Annotated in this window: 21 protein-coding genes; 12 read left to right on the plus strand and 9 right to left on the minus strand. The window is 48.8% G+C overall.

What is annotated here, in order from left to right:
• Positions 1-98: 98 nt before the first annotated feature.
• The 4 genes from Q365_RS0100900 to Q365_RS0100915 form a co-directional block, all read right to left on the minus strand.
• A complete protein-coding gene (locus tag Q365_RS0100900) occupies positions 99-572 on the minus strand; it encodes a 2TM domain-containing protein (protein WP_028021571.1) in 474 nt (157 codons plus the stop codon).
• 172 nt (positions 573-744) lie between these two features.
• Positions 745-1260 (minus strand): transcription termination/antitermination protein NusG, encoded by a 516-nt coding sequence (gene nusG / locus Q365_RS0100905; protein WP_028021572.1) that lies wholly within the window; start codon positions 1258-1260, stop codon positions 745-747.
• A 371-nt stretch (positions 1261-1631) separates the two neighbouring features.
• Positions 1632-2030: a fosfomycin resistance glutathione transferase gene (gene fos / locus Q365_RS0100910; protein WP_028021573.1), complete on the minus strand. Its 399-nt coding sequence runs from the start codon at positions 2028-2030 to the stop codon at positions 1632-1634.
• 2 nt (positions 2031-2032) lie between these two features.
• Positions 2033-2458 carry a GNAT family N-acetyltransferase gene (locus tag Q365_RS0100915; protein WP_028021574.1) on the minus strand — a complete coding sequence of 142 codons (426 nt, stop codon included), beginning with the start codon at positions 2456-2458 and terminating at the stop codon, positions 2033-2035.
• Between the two features lie 225 nt (positions 2459-2683).
• Here Q365_RS0100915 and Q365_RS0100920 point away from each other — a divergent pair, with 225 nt between their 5' ends.
• The 7 genes from Q365_RS0100920 (at position 2684) to Q365_RS0100950 (ending at position 11417) form a co-directional block, all read left to right on the plus strand.
• The gene (locus Q365_RS0100920; protein ID WP_028021575.1) at positions 2684-3349 is read left to right on the plus strand and encodes a response regulator transcription factor; all 666 of its coding nucleotides are present in this window, start codon (positions 2684-2686) and stop codon (positions 3347-3349) included.
• Positions 3349-4800 carry a sensor histidine kinase gene (locus Q365_RS25215; RefSeq protein WP_051563692.1) on the plus strand — a complete coding sequence of 484 codons (1452 nt, stop codon included), beginning with the start codon at positions 3349-3351 and terminating at the stop codon, positions 4798-4800. Before Q365_RS0100920 ends, Q365_RS25215 begins: the two co-directional genes overlap by 1 nt.
• The gene (locus Q365_RS25220) at positions 4797-5837 is read left to right on the plus strand and encodes an ABC transporter substrate-binding protein (RefSeq protein WP_081796098.1); all 1041 of its coding nucleotides are present in this window, start codon (positions 4797-4799) and stop codon (positions 5835-5837) included. The genes Q365_RS25215 and Q365_RS25220 overlap by 4 nt, the downstream gene beginning before the upstream one ends.
• A 110-nt stretch (positions 5838-5947) precedes the next feature.
• Positions 5948-7012, plus strand: a complete 1065-nt coding sequence (locus Q365_RS0100935) for a 4-oxalomesaconate tautomerase (RefSeq protein WP_155858971.1) — start codon at positions 5948-5950, stop codon at positions 7010-7012.
• A gap of 348 nt (positions 7013-7360) precedes the next feature.
• Positions 7361-8482: a Bug family tripartite tricarboxylate transporter substrate binding protein gene (locus tag Q365_RS0100940; protein WP_035024234.1), complete on the plus strand. Its 1122-nt coding sequence runs from the start codon at positions 7361-7363 to the stop codon at positions 8480-8482.
• Between the two features lie 74 nt (positions 8483-8556).
• The gene (locus Q365_RS0100945) at positions 8557-10548 is read left to right on the plus strand and encodes a tripartite tricarboxylate transporter permease (RefSeq protein ID WP_028021578.1); all 1992 of its coding nucleotides are present in this window, start codon (positions 8557-8559) and stop codon (positions 10546-10548) included.
• Between the two features lie 11 nt (positions 10549-10559).
• On the plus strand, positions 10560-11417 hold the full coding sequence (locus Q365_RS0100950) for a universal stress protein (protein ID WP_028021579.1): 858 nt from the start codon (positions 10560-10562) through the stop codon (positions 11415-11417).
• A gap of 359 nt (positions 11418-11776) precedes the next feature.
• Here the strand turns inward: Q365_RS0100950 and Q365_RS0100960 are convergent, their stop codons facing one another.
• Positions 11777-11992: a hypothetical protein gene (locus Q365_RS0100960; RefSeq protein ID WP_028021580.1), complete on the minus strand. Its 216-nt coding sequence runs from the start codon at positions 11990-11992 to the stop codon at positions 11777-11779.
• A gap of 145 nt (positions 11993-12137) precedes the next feature.
• Positions 12138-12491: a hypothetical protein gene (locus Q365_RS0100965; protein ID WP_028021581.1), complete on the minus strand. Its 354-nt coding sequence runs from the start codon at positions 12489-12491 to the stop codon at positions 12138-12140.
• Positions 12492-12700: 209 nt separating this feature from the next.
• On the opposite strand from Q365_RS0100965, the gene Q365_RS0100970 reads away from it, so the two are divergent.
• From Q365_RS0100970 to Q365_RS0100980, 3 genes are read left to right on the plus strand one after another with little or no spacing between them, the layout of a single operon-like run.
• On the plus strand, positions 12701-14395 hold the full coding sequence (locus tag Q365_RS0100970) for a vWA domain-containing protein (RefSeq protein ID WP_028021582.1): 1695 nt from the start codon (positions 12701-12703) through the stop codon (positions 14393-14395).
• Positions 14396-14414: 19 nt separating this feature from the next.
• On the plus strand, positions 14415-14960 hold the full coding sequence (locus tag Q365_RS0100975; RefSeq protein WP_028021583.1) for a sigma-70 family RNA polymerase sigma factor: 546 nt from the start codon (positions 14415-14417) through the stop codon (positions 14958-14960).
• The gene (locus Q365_RS0100980; RefSeq protein ID WP_028021584.1) at positions 14957-15610 is read left to right on the plus strand and encodes a hypothetical protein; all 654 of its coding nucleotides are present in this window, start codon (positions 14957-14959) and stop codon (positions 15608-15610) included. The genes Q365_RS0100975 and Q365_RS0100980 overlap by 4 nt, the downstream gene beginning before the upstream one ends.
• A gap of 56 nt (positions 15611-15666) precedes the next feature.
• Here Q365_RS0100980 and Q365_RS0100985 read toward each other — a convergent pair whose 3' ends face one another.
• The 3 genes from Q365_RS0100985 to Q365_RS0100995 form a co-directional block, all read right to left on the minus strand.
• A complete protein-coding gene (locus Q365_RS0100985; protein WP_028021585.1) occupies positions 15667-16047 on the minus strand; it encodes a nuclear transport factor 2 family protein in 381 nt (126 codons plus the stop codon).
• A gap of 60 nt (positions 16048-16107) precedes the next feature.
• Positions 16108-16659 carry a GNAT family N-acetyltransferase gene (locus tag Q365_RS25225; protein WP_051563697.1) on the minus strand — a complete coding sequence of 184 codons (552 nt, stop codon included), beginning with the start codon at positions 16657-16659 and terminating at the stop codon, positions 16108-16110.
• Between the two features lie 210 nt (positions 16660-16869).
• Entirely contained in the window at positions 16870-17775 is a 906-nt protein-coding gene (locus Q365_RS0100995) for an MBL fold metallo-hydrolase (RefSeq protein ID WP_028021586.1), read from the minus strand.
• A gap of 104 nt (positions 17776-17879) precedes the next feature.
• Here Q365_RS0100995 and Q365_RS0101000 point away from each other — a divergent pair, with 104 nt between their 5' ends.
• Together Q365_RS0101000 and Q365_RS0101005 are read left to right on the plus strand one after the other, a co-directional pair.
• Complete coding sequence (locus Q365_RS0101000; RefSeq protein ID WP_028021587.1) at positions 17880-18767, plus strand: LysR family transcriptional regulator; 888 nt, start codon at positions 17880-17882, stop codon at positions 18765-18767.
• Between the two features lie 81 nt (positions 18768-18848).
• Positions 18849-19145 (plus strand): DUF6506 family protein, encoded by a 297-nt coding sequence (locus tag Q365_RS0101005; RefSeq protein WP_028021588.1) that lies wholly within the window; start codon positions 18849-18851, stop codon positions 19143-19145.
• Positions 19146-19160 lie beyond the last annotated feature (15 nt).

A 19160-nucleotide genomic window follows, 5' to 3' on the forward strand; every position in this document is an offset into this window, starting at 1 on the left:
TAAGAAGGAAGGGTTGGAAAGTGAAATAAGGAGAGGAGGAAACAAAAAAGACCAGCTATTTGCTGGCCTTCGCATTTTAGAGAGGGAACGTTAATCGGCTACAACTTGCGTCCCAGTCGCTTCTCAACCTGCTTCTTTTCCCATTCGGGGCCAAAGAAATTGAACACTTCAAACGCACTTAAACCATGGGAAGCAATACCAATACCCCAACCAAGTGCAGGCCACCATGCCCAAATATACTCAGGGCTGGTCATGTAGTTCAAAATAAACAGCCCAGTAATCACCGAGGCATAAGTGATCAGGTGCGAATAGAAACCTTTGATTTCTCGAACCTGGTTGAGGATACGTGTTTCTTCTTCCGTAATTTTAATATCTTGGGTCATGTCGGGCTCCGGGAGTTTTTGAAGATCAGAGACTTGAAGTTCAAAGACAGCAGCCAAAGATTTCAGTGATTCCAACCCCGGTTTATCACCGCGCTCAATTCTCTGAATAGTGCGAACGCTTAATCCGCTCATTTCAGAAAGTTGTTCTTGAGACCAACCGCGCTGTAACCTAAGTTTCCTGATAATCATTGTTCAATCCTTTGTGCTGTGTGCCCTTTAAAACTACCGAAAAATGACCAGATGCGAGAACGACACCAGCCCGACACCAACATGACAATCTATTAAAAACAACATGTTAAAACGAAAATAAGCATACGCAACATTGGGCGACAACCTTGCGACTCAAACCCGACAAGACCCGCTACGCGGGTGACGGGATCTCAGTACGCACCACACTCGCCATTGGTACAGGTACCATAACAGAGCGTCCAAGTTGACCCACTTCCATCGCAATAGGTCGCGCGCCTTCACCATCAACCAAGGTTCCGGTCATGCCTTGGAGCGAACCATTAATCACTGCCACCGTCGAGCCACTAATAAGATTATTCGCCAATGACGTGACATCATCATAGTGATACAGAATCGTTTTAATTTTCACGATGTGAGTTTCAGGAATAGCAGCGAGGTAATTGCCATTTCTGATCAAATGCGAGAAACCTGGTGCGAGTTTCACCTGTTGCAAACCTTCAGGTAACGTACGTACAAAAACATGAGATTTAAACAAAGGTTCATACGTGGTTTTAGTTTTAATGCCCACCATGGTTCTAATAGCTCGGCGCGGCAAATAAACGTCATACCCTTTAGCTGACAAATGATCGAACAGAATATTCTCCGAATGATCATGGGTATAAACTGCATACCAACGATAGTAATGCAATGCCATCTCTCCTAACTTTCAACGTATTGAAACGGCCTTCAAAGGCCCAAAAAGTAAAAATAAATTTGTCTGAGTGAAATCAAGCCAACGGCGTCGCGGCTTGTTTTACGGTTCAAGAAGTCTCGTTGCGCGGAATGATCGTCATTCGCGAACGACGAAACCAATAATGGGCGCGATATTATCGCTAGTTACTCACTGATGAAAGCAAATTAGCATGTTGGTGATAGAAGGGCTTTTAAGTGCGTCAAAGTCTTGGCGGATAGTATGTCCACTGAGGGAACAATGCGGCAGTGTTCACGTGAATAGGCTTTATCACGCAGTCATCAGTCGTTTGTATTATTCAGGGTTTTGTACCATTTCAATACGCAGATTCAAAGCCAGATAAGTCCTTCATAGGGTTTCTTTTTCAAGCTTTTAAGTCTTTGCGACAGGCCGCCCGTATGCACTTCAAGCTTATGCCCATCAGGGTCAAGAATGTAGATAGAACGCCCTTCACTTCGGTTGTCTTTCCATTCTTTAACTCCCGATGCTCTAAGCTTGTCAGCCATTACATCAAACGCTTGCTCATCAATATCAAGCGCAAGGTGTGTGTAGTCACTTTTATCACAAGGCTCGTCAACCGACAGGCAAAGCCAAAAATCGCCAAGGGTCAAATATGCGCCAGTGTTCCAACGGACATGTCCGGTAAAACCGAGATGCCCAATATAAAATTTCAGCGAAGCATCCAGGTTCGAAACCGCCAGAGTGACGTGATTAATTCCGCGCAGCATGGTTACGCATCCACCAGCAATTTAGTAAGAAAGTGCAATGCCTGCTCATCACCAGGGAAGTCATCAAGTGTCATTCTGTTTTGATAGCCGATTTTTTCGTAGAAGGGCTTTGCCTGAAAACTGAAGGTATCTACCATGGCTGACTTACAACCTTGTTCAATCGCGAGGGCTTCCATTTTTTGCATTAAATCTGAACCCACTCCTTTTCCGTTTAATGAAGGGTCGACCCAAAGGTAAAGGATGTGCATCCAATTCCCCCATAAGCGCGAAATAATGCCCCCCACACGAACGCCATTTTCATCCAACGCAAAAACGCCGACTTGAGTCTCATTGAGGTGTTCAACAAACGGGTCGTTAAACGCACGCAGCCCCGCTCGGACATCCTGAATGTCTTGTTCGGAGAGGTTAGTCACCACTTGGTATTCCATCACTTTTCCTTAAATCTGGTTTTGCTTGCGCCTGCTCGGCTCATTGTGAACCTATCGCACCAGACGCACTTTCTCGTCTTTGAACTTCGAGCAGTTTTCACCCAATCGTCGAGATTGGAACACACAGCTAACCTCACCCATTACTCAGTTTCAAATTAGAATCGTTGCAATTAACATTTTATCAACCAATAATTTACATTCTTGCGAGTCGTATTGGGTGGTATCGTGCGTATTCTTATCGTCGAAGATGACAGATTGATCAGCGAAGCGATTGAACAGCGCTTTACTAAGCAAGGCCATGGTGTGGATTGTGCCTATGATGGCAATATCGCGCACGCCATGGTGAGCCAAACTGAATACGATCTGGTGATCTTAGACCTAAACCTACCTAACAAGTCTGGTGAGCAAATCGCCAGAAAAATCCGCCATCATTCCGATAGCCCCATCCTTGTGTTAACCGCACGAACCGACGTGCAAGATCGCATTCAGTTGCTAGATTTGGGCGCTGACGATTACGTCACCAAACCCTTTGATTTTGGCGAACTCGAAGCACGATGTCGCGCTGTGGTAAGACGTCGACAGGGCACCGATACAAACAACTTGATGTTTGGCGATATTGAGTTTGACGCAGTGCGTTGCAAGGTGTTTGTGCAGGGTGAAGAAATCGTGCTCAAACAGCGCGAATTGCGATTATTGGAGATATTCCTCAGCCATACCAATCGTGTGATGAGCAAAGAAGAAATCATCGACCATCTCTACGGATTTGATGACACGCCGAATACCAATGCCATCGAAACCTATGTGGCCCGCCTCAGAAAAGCCATTTCACAAAGCAATGTTGAAATCAAAACACTCCGTGGCTTGGGCTACGCCATTGATAAGCAAAGCTAATGATGCAAAGCGCTGAATCCGGCCGTTTATTCCCTTTGCATTGGTCAAGCAAGAGTCTGCGTTTTCAGCTGCTTGCCACGGCGTTCACTGTATTGCTTGCAGTCAGTATTGTTACCCTGTGGGCGGCCAATCGCTACGCACACCACACCGCCCAGCTGTCTTATGATCGCTCTCTTGGCGGCGCTGCATTTCAAATCATCGATAATGTACGCTTCATCAATCTAAGCTGGGTGGTCGACATTCCCCTATCGGCGTTTAAAGTACTGGCGCAATCACCTAGAGATCGGGTGTTTTATCTGGTTGTGAATGAAGACAGAGAAGTCATTACCGGCTATCAAGATTTGATGAACAGCTCCGACATCACGACCCGCATTGAAAAGCACACCAATCAACTCGAACCCAGCGCATCATTTTTCGATATGGATTATCGCGATGAGCCTTTTCGCTTCACCATCGTCAGTAACTCGATTAACACGCCGAGTGGGTTGAAAGACGTATATGTGTTGGTGGGGCAAACACTAAACTCGCGCCAAGAACTCAAAGAAGAAATCACCTTCCAAGCACAAAACTTGGTTGTGTTGGTCATTCTGACCTCTCTGACGTTAACTCTGCTGTCGACATGGAAAATCATTCGTCCGATCCGCGACATCAACAAGAAAATCGCAAAACGATCGAACGTGGATTTAACGCCGATCAGCCATCAAGGGCCGCAAGAGATTGATCACCTGATCACCACCATCAATCGTTTTATGGAACAACTCGATACCACACTACGCAACCTGAAAAACTTCACCAGTGAAGCGGCACATCAACTGAAAACGCCGCTGTCAGGGTTGAAAGCGCAAGCTCAAATGGCGTTAGATTCCACGAAAGATGAAGAAGCCACTAAGCACCTGACGCACGTATTAACGGCGTGTGACCATCTTGACCGAACCATTACTCAGCTACTCAATCAAGCCACGATCACCCATCGCCACCGAAGCCTTGCTCCCAGTACAATCGACCTCAATGAACAGGTGAAATCCGTGTGTCGCGATCTCGCCATTAACGCCCTGTCGCGAGGGGTAGAGCTGGGCTACAACGAATCGGATACGGTATTTGTTGTGGGGGATGATTTCGCGCTGTCTCAAATGCTCTTAAATCTTATCGAAAATGCCATCAAGTACAGTCCGGATAACAGCGCTGTCGACATTTTTCTGGGGGTCGAGAACAACGCGGCGGTGTTACGCATTCAAGATCACGGCGATGGGATCTCAGAAAAGGATAAGCCTCATGTGTTTGAGCGTTTTTATCGAAGCCCCAACAATACCAGCCAAGGTACGGGTTTAGGCATGGCGATAGCCCATGACGTCGCCACCAACTTCAATGCATCGCTTACCCTTGAAGACACGCAGCCACAGGGGCTGACCGTGAAAGTGACCTTCCCCGCTGGCAGTTGGAGACGCGTATGAACCTTGCTCGCATTGTGAACATTACGCTACTTTTCGCCTCGCCCTTGGCATTTGGTGAAACACTCCGCGTGTATGCCGCGGCCTACATTTCTGAAATGCAGCCGCTGCTTGATGACTTTCAAAAGCGCCATCCAGACATTGATCTTCAATACAAAGCCATCAGCAGTAACACGTTAAATCAATACATTCGCAATGGCACTGAGCCCAAACCAGATGTAACGGTCAGTTCGGTGATGGACTTACAATTTAGGCTCGTCAACGATGGTTTTGCCTTACCTTACAAGCCAGTCGCTAGCCGGATGCCCGATAGCAAAGAGCACCTGCCTAGCTGGGCAGTGTGGCGCGATGAACTCTATGGATTCAGTTATGAACCTGCAGTGATCGTGCTGAACAAAGCCTTCATGGAAGGCAAAGTTGTGCCGAAAAATCGCGTCGAGCTGTTGAGTTTTATCCGCCGCTACGGGGATCAGCTGAACGGGAAAATTGGCACCTTCGATATTCGCACAGTGGGCATTGGGTATCTTTTGTGGTCGTTCGAGCGCATTCAAGCCACCAACTACGGTCAAATTTTAGAGCTCTTTAAACAACACAATGCACGGACTTTCCCAAGCTCCGCTTCTATGCTGACGGCCTTGCACAACGAAGAAATTCTGCTCGCGTACAACATCATGGGCTCATACGCTCGAAGCTGGGAACAGCGGTATGAGGATGTGATTATTGTCGCTGCCGAGGATTATACCCCCGTGGTGATTCGTTCGGCATTTATCAATAAATCGACCCAAGCCCCCGATGCTGCTAAGCGTTTTCTCAACTATCTGGTGTCCTACGAAGGTCAGCAATTAATGGCGCGCCAAACCAACATGCCGCCTATCCGCTCAGACATTAATAGCCCAAAATCTGCCAACTTTATGCGCGCCACGCTGACCGATCAGTTAAAGCCTATACCGATGGACGTCACCTTGTTGGTGAGCTCAGATCAGAATAAACGCGACATCGTGATCACCGAGTGGGAGAACGCCCTGAAGGAGTTTGAATAGCCCGCGGTATTTCCCCTTCAGACCCCATATTGACCATGACAGCTTTCTGACAGTTTCGATTTTTACCCTTTAGCCACAGTTTTCGACGTATCTGGCTAAGGAGTTACAGAGTGGAACAATCAATCAGCATTCCTTGCATGCTCATTCGTGGTGGCACATCCAAGGGAGCCTATTTTCTTGCCAGCGATCTTCCCAACAACGCGCAACAACGTGACGATGTGCTTATTCATGTCATGGGCTCAGGAGACACCCAGCAAATCAATGGCATTGGCGGCGGCACTAGCCTGACCAGCAAAGTGGCCATCGTTTCGCAAAGTGCGGTTGAAGACGTCGATTTGGATTACCTCTTCGCACAAGTCGGAGTAGAACAGAAAATTGTCGATACCAAACCATCCTGCGGCAACATCCTCTCCGGCATTTTGCTGTTCGGCGCAGAGAAAAAGCTCATCACACTGAATTCCCCTGAAACCACTATCCGAGTGCGTAACGTCAATACCAATACCATCATCGAAGTGACCGCAGAGACTCCCCACGGCCAAGTAAAATTAGACGGTGACATTAAGATTGATGGCGTGCCAGAAACCGGCTCCCCCGTGTTGCTGAATTTTCTCAACGTCGGCGGCGCGAAAACAGGACACCTATTCCCTACAGGTAACCGAAAGGACGAGATACAAGGCGTCCCCGTCAGCTGTATTGATGCCTCTGTCCCCATGGTTCACATTCATGCACCATCGCTAGGAAAAACCGGTCATGAAACCAAAGAAGAACTGGATAGTGATGCGGCGTTTTTAACAAAGCTGGAATCGATTCGCCGCGAAGCCGGAGAGAAAATGGGCATGGGCGATGTCAGTGACAGCGTGATCCCTAAAGTCTCCTTGCTCTCACCACCGGCCTTTGGCGGTAACATCACATCGCGCTATTTCGTGCCACATAACTGCCATGCAAGCCATGCGGTGACAGGGGCCATTTGCGTGGCGGTTTCCACCATGTTGCCGGGCACGGTAGGCCATGATTGTGCGCGAGACATCGCCAGCAATCGTATTGAGATTGAACACCCTGCGGGCAAAATTCAGGTCAGCGTGGTGATTGAACCCGGCACGGACGAACCACAAATTCGCCAAGCCGCTTTGGTCAGAACTGCCCGTCCACTGTTCAAAGGCAATGCGTATTACTAGACGCTCAGGGTCAGCTGTCTAATACCAAGAGCCAAATGTCTATAACCACACAGCTATCGCCACAAAGCTATCGCCAAAAATCTACAACAAAACACCGATAGCGAAAAACGTTTAGCCGCGAAACAAGGGTAACCCGCCCTCCAAACGCCACCAGCACGGTGGCGTTTTTTGTTGGCTGACAAAGACGCTCCATCGAGTTAGCAGTGATCGATGTAACTATTTTGTTATCCGGTTGTAACGTGCCAGCTTCATGACAGCTTCGCCGATTAGCGTGAATCCTGAAATACAAACTAATCACTCATCTCACCGCCACCAAGAGCGGTTTGAACAGATACAAAAGGTGAAAAGATGTTTATTCACAGCAAAGCGAAGCAAGTCATTTCTCAAACGTTCTCACTGAAAGCCATGGTTTTGGCAATGGGTGCGATGGTTGTCGTCCCTCAAGCCGCAATGGCAGAAGAGGTGTCATTCGATGGAAAGCGCGTGCAATTCACCATTCCCTATAAAGAAGGTGGCGGCACCGATACATGGGGACGCTTCTATGCGCCGCTTCTGAGCACAGAGCTACCAGGGAACCCAGTGGTGGTCGTGAAAAACATTCCCGGCGGCGGTTCAACCAAAGGTGCAAACCAGTTTGCCCGTAAAGCCAAAGACAACGGGCTAAACATTTTCGCAAGCTCCGCGTCCACCCAATATCCTTACCTGCTTCAAGATCGCCGAGTGAAATATAACTATAACGACTGGGAAGTTGTGCTGGCATCACCAACAGGCGGTGTGGTGTATGTGTCACCGTCTACCGGCATTTCTTCGGCAGAAGAACTGATAGAGAAAAAAGGCGACCTCAAGTTCAAGTACGCCAGCCAAGGCGCAACCTCTATCGATCTCGTGCCATTACTGGCGATGGATTTGTTAGATATGGACGTTCAAGCCACCTTTGGCATGAAAGGTCGCGGCGCTGGTCGATTGGCGTTCGAGCGCGGCGAAGTGAACATTGATTCGCAAACAAGCTCTTCTTACCTGAAAAAAGTGACACCATTGGTTGGCGAAGGAAAAGCAATTCCACTGTTTAGCTTTGGGATACTTGGTGACGATGGCGAGCTGCAACGCGACCCTAATTTCCCTGATTTACCGCACTTTGCCGAAGTGTATGCCATGGCGAACCCAGACAAATCAGCGGAGCAAGGATTTGAAGTTTGGAAAGCCTTCTTTGCCGCGGGTTTTGCGGCACAGAAAATGATTTTCTTGCCAAAAGGCGTGTCTCCCGAAGTGCTTGCAACATGGCGTCAATCCGCCACGGCGTTAGTCAGTCAGCCAGACTTCAAAGCCAAGTCTGACAAAGTACTCGGCGACTATCCGCAGCTCACTGGCGACAATGCACAAGCCGCACTGAAAACCGCCCTTTCGCTCGACGAAACCAATCGTAACTGGGTCAGAAACTGGCTCACCGAGAAATACAACACCAAGTTCTAAGCGACTCCATCTTGGGGCTCTGCACATTCATGCCAATGTGTAGCGCCTCCTTTTTCATTGAAAGGCGACGTTGTATGTTCAGCGAATTATTCGATGCTCTCCAGACCATTCTCAGCCTGAACCACATCACCTACATGCTGGGCGGCGTGGTGCTTGGGCTGGCAATAGGTATTTTCCCCGGGCTTGGCGGCATCGCCGGGCTTTCCTTGTTACTGCCATTCTTATACGGCATGGACCCCATTTCGGCGTTAGCCATGCTCATTGGCTTGGTCGCCGTTATCCCAACATCCGACACCTTCACATCGGTATTGATGGGCATTCCCGGTTCAAGCGGCTCTCAAGCCACCGTGCTTGATGGCTTTCCGATGGCGAAAAAAGGGCAAGCCGCCCGCGCCCTTTCCGCGGCTTTTACGTCCTCTCTTTTTGGCGGCTTGTTTGGTGCCGTGATCCTCACGGGATTTGTCTTGATTGCCCGCCCAGTGATCCTCGCGTTTGGATCGGCAGAACTGTTCATGCTGACGCTTCTAGGCCTCAGCATGGTGGGCGCGCTCGCCGGCAAAAGTTTCGTAAAAGGGTTATCAGCCTGTGGGCTTGGTGTACTTCTTGGCAGTTTAGGTAGCGCCCCAGCCACGGGCGAATACCGCATGGTTTTCGACAACTTCTACCTGATGGACGGCATCCCGTTGGTGGTTGTCGGCCTTGGGATTTTCGCGCTTCCGGAGATCATTGATTTATTGCGCCAAAACAAGCCCATTGCAAATGCCAGCACCCTCGGAAGCGGCTGGATGGAAGGCGTGAGAGACTTCCTGAACAACAAATGGCTCGCGGTACGTTGCAGCGTGATCGGTTGTATTATTGGTGCGCTTCCCGGTCTTGGTGGAAGCGTGGTGGACTGGATTGCCTACGGCCATGCCGTGCAAACCACCAAAGGGAAATCAGAATTTGGCCACGGCGATGTTCGCGGCGTGATCGCCCCTGAATCCTCAAACAATGCCAAAGAAGGGGGCGGGCTGGTTCCCACGCTGCTGTTTGGTATTCCAGGTTCAGGCAGCATGGCCGTTTTTCTCGGTGGCATGGTGCTTGTCGGACTAGAACCGGGGCCAGCCATGGTCAGCACCGACCTTGATATTACCTACACCATCGTATGGTCATTAGCACTCGCGAATGTGTTTGGCGCGGGTGCGTGCATGTTTATCTCCCCTTGGGTCGCCAAGCTCACCACTATTCGCTATGCCTTGCTTGCGCCGTTTATGGTGATGGTTATTTGCTTTGCCGCTTTTCAGGCCACACGAGATTTGGGTGATCTCATCACGCTGCTTGCGATTGGCTTTTTAGGTGTGCTGATGAAGCGATTTGATTGGCCTCGCCCCGCGTTTCTCATCGGCTTTGTGCTGGCTAGCGGTATGGAAACCTACCTCTATCAAGCCGTACAGTTCGATGGAACAGGCTTCCTATTGCGTCCGGGTGTCATCATCATCGGTGTGATTACCTTGGTGTCTTTGTTCTTTATGTTCCGTCAAAACACCAAAAAGCAACGTGAAGCGCAACAAGATGCGGGCGTTGGTGCGCCACTGGCCTACAACCGCAAGCCTCAAGTTATTTTTGCAGCGGCGGTGAATCTCGCGTTCCTGTATTGCATTTATGATGGCTTCCAGCAAAGTTTCCTCGGCGGTATCTTCACCATCGTGATTGGCTGTTTAATGTCTGCGTTGTCCGGCATTGTGCTCTGGCAACTGCTAACCAAACCCAGCACTGACCCCGTCTACTTTGATCTGGAATATGAGCAAGGCTATGCCCTAAACAAAGATGCCACCAGCATGATGCATTACCTTTACTGGCTGCTTGCCCTGATCGTGGGCTGTTATCTGGTGGGTTATGTCATCGCAATTACGGTGTTTTTCATCGCCTTCCTGGTGGTGAAAGCCGGTGTCTCGCTGCCTCGTGCATCGTTGCTCACCGCGCTGGCTGTCGGCTTCTTGCTGTTCTTGACCGACGCCATGGTGCTGGAGTTGCCTGTCGGCTTGCTTCAGGAATACGTTGAACTGCCTTGGCCGCTTGGCTACTAACGGGGGCCACTATGACCATCAAAACCATTATCATGCCATTCGCGTCCCATGCTCACGCCCAAGAGAGACTAGAAGGCGCGTTGAATGTCGCGCGCTACTTCGATGCACACTTAGAGGTATTGCACGCCCAGATAAATCCGCGTCAGTTATTACCGGAAGAAAGCCAACTCATCTCTGACGAGTTCTATAAACGCATCGACCAAATCGTTTCAGACTATGTCAGTGAAGATTTTGAATCAGTGCGCGAAACCTTCGATGATACCTGCGCGAAACTGGGGATCACCCAAATGCCTGCTACACCGAAGCAAAGTGCCAGCACGGCACATTGGCAAGACGTACCGGGTTTTCGCGGCGAAGTGGTGGCAGAAAAAGGAAAACTCGCCGACTTAACGGTCGTGCCGCAGCCCAAGCGCGGGAAGTCGAGCGTGAGCTTTGAGGCAGCGATTCTTCACAGCGGGAAACCTGTTCTGGTGATGCCGCGCACGCAAGCTCAATTTTCACCAAAGCATGTCGTTATCGCGTGGAACGGTGATACTCAGGCAGTGCGTGCCGTGGCCGCCGCAATGCCCGTATTACGGCGTGCAAACACCGTCACTATCATCACCAGTGAACGCTCTGAAAGTAAGCGCCCAACCCAAACCGGGCTGTGTGATTACCTCGCCCTGCATGACATAGAAAGTCACTGTGTGGTATTTAAATCTGGCCGTATGCGTGTACCTCAAGCCATCTTGGAGACAGCCAAACAGCATGACGCCGATTTAATTGTTTGCGGCGCTTACGCACACCAGCGTATTCACCAGCAGATGTTTGGTGATGTAACTAAAACACTGTTGAGGAAATCGACGATCCCGCTGCTCATGATTGGATGACAGGTAGACACACAACAAAGGCCACCGAGCAAGGTGGCCTTTAACGTTAAACCCTTGATTTAGTATATATATTAGGTAACGGGTGCATTGGGAAGCAGGCACATTAGGGGCTAGATAAAAACAGGCTTGAGAAATGGGTATGGGGAAATCGCGAAAACCATTCCAATGAAGATCTTGCCAATGAAGAAACTGCCAATCAAGAAATTACCAATGACGGACATAGCAACAAGGAACATGGCAACGAGGAACATGGCGATGCATTGCATGCAGGTGAAGAAAAAGACGAGTGCAAATAACTAGCGCTTGCTGCATTGTTTGAACGCAACAAGCGAAAGCGCGTATGGCTCACTGAGAAACGTTTATTTCGGCAAGAAAATGCGAAATAACGCCCCTTCTTCATCACTCAAATACAGGGATTTTTTACGCGGTCGAGAATAACTGGATGCGTCATCTAGGTTCCAATGAGGAGATTCGATCCCATCATGCAACGCGATAGACAGGCCGAGCTGTTTGAGCTCTTCCAAGTTTTCTGATTCTTTAACGATGTCGCCGCTCAGTACATTTACCAGCTTCATACTGCACCTCTCGTCAGGCGTTTCCTTGTACCCAAACCGAGAGAAAACTCACTCTTCACACTATCTGGGCACTAACCTAATATCGAAGCTAGCAGAGAAATATGACAATCTCGCGAATCATTTATTACAGACTCTGAACACACCGTTATGACGATTGATACTCAGCAGTAATCGCTTGCTTCAACTGTTTGATTCGCATTTCTTTATAGCCAAAGATGCCGAACATCGCGGCAGTGACACCGATGCAGGTATAAAGTTGAACTTGTGAGTAAACACCCAAGTTTGTGAACAAGAAATACAGCATCAATGCCATTAACACGGCCTGAATGATCCAACGCGACTTATCATTAAAGTTAAACGATTTGCTGTCTTCATCGAATCTAACGTGAACGCGGCCAACCAGAAAACCAAGGTTGATGAGCAACCCATCATTATCTGTCGCTTCTTTGTAATCAATGCGGTTTAACGCAAGGTATTTTTCCAGACCTTTCAGATCCATGTATTCGTTCTCCTTCAAACGCAAAATGGCAGGAAATAACAACGCTTGTGTCCTGCTCGCCCAGATAATACCAGAAGGATACGAAGGCAACAGTGCCCATTACGCAGAACACTCTCGCTGGCACTGCACAAAAAAGTGAGAAAATATTTCACCCCTTTCAAAGACTCGCCCGTTTATACCGAAAAACCTACAGAAAAAAGGAACGGTATATGAAGCGCAATCAAGTCTCTATTGCAGTTGCAGCAGCCCTCACAGTGATCATCGGTTGTTCAGAATCCATCAATGATCGCAAGTCCACCAACGCCGATGCGCCTAAGCCAGCCATTCAAGAAGAAGTCGCTCTGGCAGAAGCCGACGCCGTGCAAGTCTTGCCCTCTCCGCCCCTACAAAAGATGGTAGGGATGGCAGAGATGTCGAAAATGGGCCGAGTTAGCGCTGCACATCATCAGCTTGCTGTCATGCCGATGCCAAGCCCTGACTCTTATTTCCAACCTGAAAATCGTGATAACTACTTGGACACGCCAAGCAACGACACAAAATTAGTAGCGACGTCTCCGCTTTCGACCTTTTCCATTGATGTCGATACCGGCAGTTATGCCAACGTGCGCAGTTACCTCAAAATGGGAAACAAACCCCCAGCGGATGCCATTCGTGAAGAAGCGTTCATCAACTACTTTGACTACCAGTACGCCGCGCCTTCCACCAAGGTTCTGCCGTTCTCTGTGAATACAGAAGTCGCACCCGCTCCGTGGAATGCAGAATATCAACTGATGCGCATTGCCCTTAAAGGCTATGACATTCCGGTTAGCGAGCGAAAAGCATCGAATCTCGTCTTTCTGGTGGATGTATCAGGTTCAATGAACCAACCCAACAAACTGCCGCTGCTGGTACAAAGTCTCTCGCTGATGGTGAAAAACCTCAGTGCTAACGACAACGTCAGCGTGGTGACCTATGCTGGCAATGCCTCCGTGGTGCTTAAACCCACCAAAGGCAGTGAACAAACTACCATCGTCAACGCACTGAAAAGCCTACAAGCTGGCGGCGGCACTTACGGGGAAAGTGGCATTAAACTCGCTTATCAACAAGCCAAAGCAGGTTATATTGATGATGGCGTTAACCGCGTCATATTGGCGACAGACGGCGATTTCAACGTCGGCGTTACTGGCTTAGATGCCCTAAAGACCTTAGTGGCAGAGGAGCGAGAAAATGGCATTTCACTGACAACCCTAGGTTTTGGACGTGGCAACTATAACGATGCCATGATGGAGCAGATCGCGAATATCGGTGATGGCAACCACGCTTACATCGACACCCTGCATGAAGCGCAAAAAGTGTTATTACGCCAAATGAGCAGTACGCTACAAAGCATCGCCTCGGACGTTAAAATCCAAGTGGAGTTTAACCCCAGCACCGTCAAAGAATACCGCTTGATTGGTTATCAGAACCGCCAGCTTCGAGACGAAGATTTTAACAACGACAACGTCGATGCAGGAGAGATTGGCGCAGGCCACACGGTGACCGCACTCTATGAAGTGACCCTTGTGGGTGATAAAGGCCGTATCGACGATCTTCGCTATCAAGACAAGCAAGCCGGCAAAACGGGCTTTGGTGACGAACTCGCACAGGTAAAAGTCAGATATAAGTTGCCGAATGAAGATCAAAGCAAACTCACGTCCTATACCGTGAAAGGCAATTCTGGCAAGCCAGCCTTCACAGAAGCGAGTGCTGATTTTCAGTTTGCTACCGCGGTTGCCGCCTTTGCGCAGAAACTCAAAGACAACCACTATGTGGATGGTTTAGCCTACAGTCAAATTGCTGATATCGCCCGAGAAAACCGAGGAGACGACCCTCACAACTACCGCGGCGAATTTATCAGCCTGGTGGAGATAGCTCAGAGCCTTTAATGGACAGTCTACGGTTTACATGAACAGTCTAAGCGACGAAAACTTGATGGTGAACTTCAGCGAAGGCGACCAACGCGCCTTTGCTGAACTCTACAAACGCCACAAAAACCCGCTTTACCGCTACTTCCTCCGGCAGCTTGGCGCGAGCCAACACGCCCGTGCAGAAGAGCTGTATCAAGACGTCTGGTATCGCGTGATTGATAAACGGGAAAGCTACACACCGTCGGCCAAGTTCACCACTTGGCTCTATCATATCGCCCACCATTTGGTGATTGATGAGCACCGCAAGAACCTGTCGTCAGACAACTACGCGAAAACGCTCAATGATGAACAAAGCGACACGCCAGATATGGACGGCGATAAGCATCAAGCCATCAAATCCTGTATGAGCTTGTTAGCGCCTTTGCAACGTGAAGCCTTTTTGCTGCGCCATGAAGCGGGGTTTGAGCCTGCGCAGATTTGCGAGATCGTCGGCGCGAAAGCCGAAGCCGTGAAAACTCGCCTTCGCTACGCGATGGAACAGTTGAGAGACTGCCTGACGAAAAAACTCGGAGAACGACAATGACAGCGCCATTCAAAGATGAAGAGATCGTCGCGCTGTACAAGGAAAGCGCGACAGAAACTCCAAGTGATGACTTGGACAATCGTATTCTTGGCTATGCCGAAGCCCAAACTCAGGCACAAGCCAAAGCAAAGACACAAACTCGCAAGCACATGCCGTGGTGGACGTATGCTGGGATCGCCGCAACGGTGGGGTTTGTCGCCTTGCTCGCTCCGTGGACATGGGTCGACCAAAGCCTGCAATCGCCGATTCAGCACGAGTTAATGAAAGCCCCAGTGCTAATGGATAATGTCGAACAAGCAGACAGTCTAGAGCTCGACGCCACGATTGACGCTGTCATTGATGCAGGTGCTGAGGCAGATGTTGAGGCAAAAATTGCACCCGCAGAAGAACAAATCATCCGCAAATCCGCGCCTAGCGAAGCTTCTCGTTCAATGAAGTTCCAATTCGCACCTCAAGAAGATGCCAGCGCCGCGATGAAAGCACTAAGCAACCCGTTCGAAGCCGTGGAAAACTTATTAGCGGCGGGAGAGAAACAAAAAGCCATCGCACTGCTTAAGCAACAACTTGAAGAAAAACCGGAGTTACTCAGCGAACTGCCATTGCATCTAGAACGTCTTCTTGATGAAGATTCAGCCGAAAAGCGAGAGTGATTAAGTAAGGTATAAAGAACCAAAGCATAAGCCCAAAACGTATGCTCCGATTGGGCTTATGCTTTCACCACATTAACCCATTTCGCTCGCCATTCTTGGGCTTCCATTGGGTCTGGCCAAAACTCTTTTTGCTTTCGAATCAGTCCATTTTCGACAGTATGAAAGGTTATTGCCCGCGCATTTTGGACGCCATCAGTTATTGATACATCCGTGACCACAGTTGCACCATCACAAACAACAGAGTGAATCTCAAATTCCCACTTCCCGTTGGCGGGGTAATAACTGTTAATGGAGACGAAATTCTTTCTACCGATCGTCAATTCGCTTGACTGAGGCCAAAAGCCTTCAAAGTCAGGACTCAACCATTCACTGGCGCGAGCAAAATCATTGGTCTTCATCGCGTTCCAAAAAGCGAGAACGACTTCCTTTGAATTCATTGACTTAAAACTCCTCAAAAAAGTGCGACATTCAGAGCTAACCTCGATAGGACAATCTGCCTAACATTCAGAACGCATGTCACTCAGCGTTAAGTTCTCAATGTCCGACTCGTAAACACAGACTTCACGATCTTGCCCTTGCATTCGATTGACGCGATTTTCAACATATTGAACACCGAGCTTTTCGATCACCGATCGTGAACGATCATTTTCGACCAAATGCATGACCTGCAATCGCCATAGCCCAAGGTGTTTTTGACCAAAGGCAATCAAGGCATTGGATGCTTCTGTCGCATAGCCATTTCCCCAAAAATCAATGCCAAACCAATAACCTAGAACGCCCAACCCATCACGTAATGTTGGAAAACTAACCGTCCCAATCACCTCACTTGTCTCTTTCAGCGTCACGGCATAAACAACTGCCTTTTTTTGGTTGAACAACGCGCTGTGAGAATCAATCCATGTCATTGCATCAGAAACCGTGTAGGGATGGGGAATGTTCGCCGTCATTTCAGCAATCATTTTATTCCCAGCCAACTCGGCAACCTTTGGGGCATCATCAATAACAAACGCTCGCAATCTAAGCCTTTCCGTTTCGATGCTTTTTTGCATATTCTTCCGCCTTTCCCAACACCCACTAACCCTTTGACTAAATTATCAAATTTCTCAGTATGGAGGATAGATCTGCAAACGTGCTATCGGGCGCAATATTGAGGAAGGGTAATGAGAAGGCGTCACACAACATCGCGTTAGTGCCAACATGGTTTCTGAGATCGAGCATATAAAATGAAAAGGCCGGATTATCAATCCGGCCTTTGGGTATTAATCGGCGTTGACTTCATACCAGGGGAAAGGCCCCATGAATTCGTCTGACAAAATGCGCCAGATGTTCATTTCCAACCACTGATCGTAACCCACCCAGTTCTCATACTTGGGCAGCTTCAATACTGATGGGATCAAGAAGGGATTGGTGCCTTTTTGTAACTCTGCATAGAAGCCAGCACGTAAGTCCTGAATAAACTCGAGCTGCGCCTGAATTTCTGCTTTGCCACCGCCTTGAAGCGGGTTCTCTCCTTCATTGTGAGAAAACACTGCGCGATCAAAATCGAGCTCTAGGATTTTACTCAATGAGCGCTCCCACTCTCGGGGGTTAAAATCTGGGACGACGGCAAAAATCACGCGATTAGGGGTCACAAGGTCGGCAATGTACGCAATACGCTCTTTCGGCAAGACAAAAACCGTCATGCCCATGCCATGGTTTAAACCTAGAAAATGCAGTTCAACCTTGGTATCACCAAACATCAAATCCTTGCGATAGCCAGACCACGTGTCCGTCGGGTTAACCATGTCTGGATAAGGGTTGGCCTTTATCCATTTCGCCGCATCTTTATGAGCCAGAATCTTTGCGCCTTCATCAAGGAAGACCTGCCCTCCACTTGAGTGATCCCAATGATTGTGCGTTTGCAGCGCCCAAATAATCGGTTTGTCTGTGATGGCTTTTATCTCTTCCACCATAGCTTTGGCGTGAGGCGTGTTGATGGTTTCAAACACGACGACACCTTCACCGGTGACGGCAAACATGGAGATGTATTCGCCAGATTGAGAGAAGCTGTAGATATTTTCAGCAATCTCTACGGCCTTCGCCGATTCCTTTACTTGCGCAAACGGTGCAGTGACAAATGCAAAATACGCAATAAATATCGCGGTAAACACTTGAAGCCTTTTCATATCGTCATTCCTTTTTAGTCCTTTAATCATTAAAAGTAGCAGTTGTGACAATGTGGAAAGAAGGTGCTAATTTGCATTTAAGGATTGTTAAATGTGCAATAAGTATGATCACTCCCGAACAAGCATTTCTGCAAGTTGTTGAATCTGGCAGCTTCAAAAAAGCGGCGCTGCATTTGGATGTTGAGCCCTCATCACTCAGTCGAAAAGTCGCGGCACTCGAAGCAAGGCTCCAAGTCAAACTGCTACAACGCTCTACAACCCGCTCGCTACCCACGGAATTGGGACAGGCTTATTACAAAGGTCTTAGCAAGCTCGTTACTGAGCAATCTGCGCTGGAAGAAGAAATTACAGGAGGGTCATCGTCAGTTCGCGGACGATTGCGCGTAAGCGCCACGGTAGACTTTGGCGAGCGGTTTCTTATTCCTGCCATCCTTCAAATCCAAAAGCAGGCTCCAGATTTGTCCGTAGAGCTGCTACTCGGCAGTGACGTCGATAATCTACTGGAGAAGAATATTGATGTCGCCTTTCGTTTTGGACCATTAGCGGATTCTTCTCTCTACGCACGGCAAGTGGGCGAGATCCCCCGCGTGTTAGTGGCCAGCCCTGACTATCTAGCGCGGATGGGAACACCCAAGAAGTTGGCAGATCTGACATCGCATCAGTTTGTGCTGTATTCACTTTCTCAAGCAAGAGTGGATATTGCGTTTGAAGATGGCAACCTGTTCTCCCATCAGGGCATTCATAGCAATGTCGCCGCCAACAGCTTACGAGCCATCCGGCCTTTAGTGGCGGCAGGCTCAGGGATCCATTGGGGGCCAAGGTGGTTATATCAGCAAGATTTGGATGAAGGGGGCGTAGTGGAATTACTTCCAGAACACCCAGTCAAAGGGTTCTCGATTTTTGCAGTTTATACTGCGAGAGATTACCTGCCTCAGAAGACGCGATTGTTTATCGAATGTGTTGTCGAGCAACTCGCTGCATTGGGTGACTAAACCTTGCAATCAGTTACTCACGCAAGTTGGATCACCATTACGCAATCTACAAATCACTAATCAAGCACGCAAGGACTCCTCATGATTTCCCGTTACGGTTTCATCATTAAATCACCGGACTACCAGCAAGAGCAGCATCAATCCGTGATTGAGTCGCCTCTGTTTCGCACCGAAATCCTTGGTGTCAGTTCAGATGACCAAGCACTCGGAGCGGCGCAAAAACTCATTGCCAATGGCGCTCAGGTGGTGGAGCTTTGCGGCGGTTTTGGTCAAGAAAGTGCCGAGAAAATCATCGCTAAACTGGACAGCGATATTCCTATTGGGTATGTGCAATTCTCAGAGCAAGAGATGAAAAAACTCGATAGCTCAGTTGAATAAGCACATGCCATTCAA

Source organism: Enterovibrio calviensis DSM 14347, from assembly GCF_000621165.1.
Classification (GTDB): domain Bacteria; phylum Pseudomonadota; class Gammaproteobacteria; order Enterobacterales; family Vibrionaceae; genus Enterovibrio; species Enterovibrio calviensis.